Annotated in this window: 3 protein-coding genes; 1 reads left to right on the top strand and 2 read right to left on the bottom strand. The window is 61.6% G+C overall.

Annotated features, from left to right (window positions below; genetic code table 11):
- Nucleotides 1-201: 201 nt before the first annotated feature.
- Nucleotides 202-1,485: an FAD-binding oxidoreductase gene (locus CWE01_RS33170; protein WP_100944762.1), complete on the top strand. Its 1,284-nt coding sequence runs from the start codon at nucleotides 202-204 to the stop codon at nucleotides 1,483-1,485.
- Between the two features lie 28 nt (nucleotides 1,486-1,513).
- Here the strand turns inward: CWE01_RS33170 and CWE01_RS33165 are convergent, their stop codons facing one another.
- Entirely contained in the window at nucleotides 1,514-2,149 is a 636-nt protein-coding gene (locus tag CWE01_RS33165) for a peptidase C39 family protein (RefSeq protein WP_371315538.1), read from the bottom strand.
- Nucleotides 2,150-2,371: 222 nt separating this feature from the next.
- A partial coding sequence (locus CWE01_RS33710; RefSeq protein WP_218274305.1) for a hypothetical protein occupies nucleotides 2,372-2,668 on the bottom strand: 297 nt, incomplete at its 5' end.

Raw genomic sequence — 2,668 nt, 5'->3', positions numbered from 1 at the left:
CTGAGCTACGTGCCTGCTGTGGGGCGACATTTTGCGGATTTTCTCAAAGGTGTCAACCCCTTTGTTTCGCTAACCCGTTGAATACGCGTATTTTTTACTAATCCCAGGACGAATCGGCTTTTTCCCCGGGTGGCTGGCGGGGGTATTTCATCTGAGGTAGGATCAGGCCACTCGTAAAAAATATAAAACAGAGGTTGCAGGATGGCGAACACCCCCTACCCCCAGTCCTATTACGCCGCTTCGGCGAATCCGGTCCCTCAACGCCCCGCCTTGCAGGATGACGTCGAGACCGATGTGTGCGTGATCGGTGCCGGTTATACCGGGTTGTCCAGCGCACTGTTCCTGCTGGAGAACGGTTTTCGGGTCACGGTGCTGGAGGCCGCCAAGGTCGGCTTCGGCGCGTCGGGCCGCAACGGCGGGCAGATCGTCAACAGCTACAGCCGCGATATCGATGTCATCGAACGCAGCGTCGGCCCCAAACAGGCGCAGTTGCTCGGGCAGATGGCCTTTGAAGGCGGCCGGATCATTCGCGAGCGGGTGGCCAAGTACAACATCCAGTGCGACCTGAAGGACGGCGGTGTATTCGCCGCCATTACCAAGAAGCAGATGGGCCATCTCGAATCCCAGAAGAAACTCTGGGAACGCTACGGCCATACCCAGCTCGAACTGCTGGACGAGCGGCGCATTCGTGAAGTGGTCGGCTGCGACCAGTATCTGGGCGGCATGCTCGACATGAGTGGCGGTCATATCCATCCGCTGAACCTGGCACTGGGCGAAGCCGCCGCGGTCGAGTCGCTGGGTGGAACGATCTACGAGCAGTCGCCGGCAGTACGCATCGAGCGTGGTGCCAATCCCGTGGTACATACCCCACAGGGCAAGGTCAGGGCCAAGTTCATCATCGTTGCCGGCAACGCCTACCTGGGTAACCTGGTGCCGGAGCTGTCCGCCAAGTCGATGCCCTGCGGCACCCAGGTGATCACCACCGAGCCCTTGAGCGATGCGCTGGCGAAATCCCTGCTGCCCCAGGACTACTGCGTCGAGGACTGCAACTACCTGCTGGACTACTACCGTCTTTCCGGTGACAAGCGCCTGATCTTCGGCGGCGGCGTGGTCTATGGCGCACGGGACCCGGCCAATATCGAGGCGATCATCCGGCCGAAAATGCTCAAGGCCTTCCCGCAGCTCAAGGATGTGAAGATCGACTACGCCTGGACCGGCAACTTCCTGCTGACGCTGTCGCGCCTGCCGCAGGTCGGCCGCCTGGGCGACAACATCTATTACTCCCAGGGCTGCAGCGGTCATGGCGTGACCTATACCCACCTGGCGGGCAAGGTGCTGGCCGAAGCCCTGCGCGGCCAGGCCGAACGCTTCGACGCCTTTGCCGACCTGCCGCACTACCCCTTCCCCGGCGGCCAATTGCTACGCACGCCGTTCACCGCCCTGGGAGCCTGGTATTACACACTGCGGGACAAGCTGGGGATCTAACCCCCGCAGCCTGATGCAAACATTGCCATCAGTGCCCGGCCAAGGCCTTCGTGGCCTGGGCCGCAGCCTGTTCCTGACCGGCCTGGGCCAGGTCGTTGGCGGCTTTCAGCCAGCGCTGCCGATCGACCTGGGCCGGCAATTGCGTCGGTGCCTGGATCAACACCGCCCAGCTGCCGGCGCCCTTCCAGGCCGAAGCAAAGGCGCTGAATTTCATCGGCAGCCGACGGCTCATGCCTGCGCGCAACAGCACGGTCTGCTTGGTCCGGTTGTAACCGACCAGCACCCCATAACGCGGGGTCGACCACACCCGACCTTCGTTGAACCGCACCAGTACCGGATACCCGGCGGCGACCTGGGCGAGCAACGCCGACAGCTCAGGGTCCAGTGGATAGACCACCATGCCGTATTCACGGGCCAGGACCTGCATGTTGCGCTCAAGGCCGTCCTCGGCGCCTGGCAATTTCAGCGGTTTCTCCAGCAACCCCGGCGTCACGCTGACACTCTGCTGCGAAAGCATGGTGGCCAGGGCCATGGTGCCGCTCTGATAGGCCTCGCCCCGGAAGAACGGCACGGCATTGAGTTCAACCCGCTCCGGCAACTGCCGGACGTCTGGCGAAACACCACCGCCAGCACAACCGCCCAACCCCAGCAACAATGCGCCCATCAGCCACAAGCGCCGCCACGGTACCGTTCGCAAACTTGTCGATCCCTTGAACATCTTCACTCTCTTGGTCAATCGCCAGGTCGCTCGACACCTGGCAGGGCCCCTGATCATAGGTCGCACGCCGACGTGGGTATAGCCTTTCGTTGCAGATTGCCTGACGTGATAGAGCGAAATGACTGACCCCACACGACCTTTGGTCAATGGACTGAAACACAGCAACGTCTAGACTGAATCTGGAAAGACGAAGTGAGTGAGCCCGAACGGGCGAAGGAGGCACTGATGAGCCTTGTAGCGATAATTGCACTGTTGATGCTCGGCTGGGTAACCGTCGCAGCGGCCATGTTGTGGGGAGTCCTGAGAATCTCCCGCCGTCACCACCACCCTGCCCTGCCAGCACAGCCCAAAACCGCCGAACAGCCCCAGGCCCGTACTGTCAGTGTCCACTGACGGGCTTTTAACGAAAAAGGCCGCCTGAATCCAGGCGGCCTTTCTATTGACGCTGTCCCGTCCTGAATAAGG

Origin of the sequence: Pseudomonas sp. QS1027 (assembly GCF_002814235.1) — a bacterium.
In the GTDB taxonomy this organism is placed as follows: domain Bacteria; phylum Pseudomonadota; class Gammaproteobacteria; order Pseudomonadales; family Pseudomonadaceae; genus Aquipseudomonas.
Note: the sequence above shows the minus strand (reverse complement) of the source record. Positions and strands in the feature narration are given on the sequence as shown.

Coding starts and splice junctions, on each gene's coding strand:
- CWE01_RS33170 (WP_100944762.1), top strand. CDS start 202: ATGGCGAACACCCCCTACCCCCAGTCCTATTACGCCGCTTCGGCGAAT.
- CWE01_RS33165 (WP_371315538.1), bottom strand. CDS start 2,149: ATGGGCGCATTGTTGCTGGGGTTGGGCGGTTGTGCTGGCGGTGGTGTT.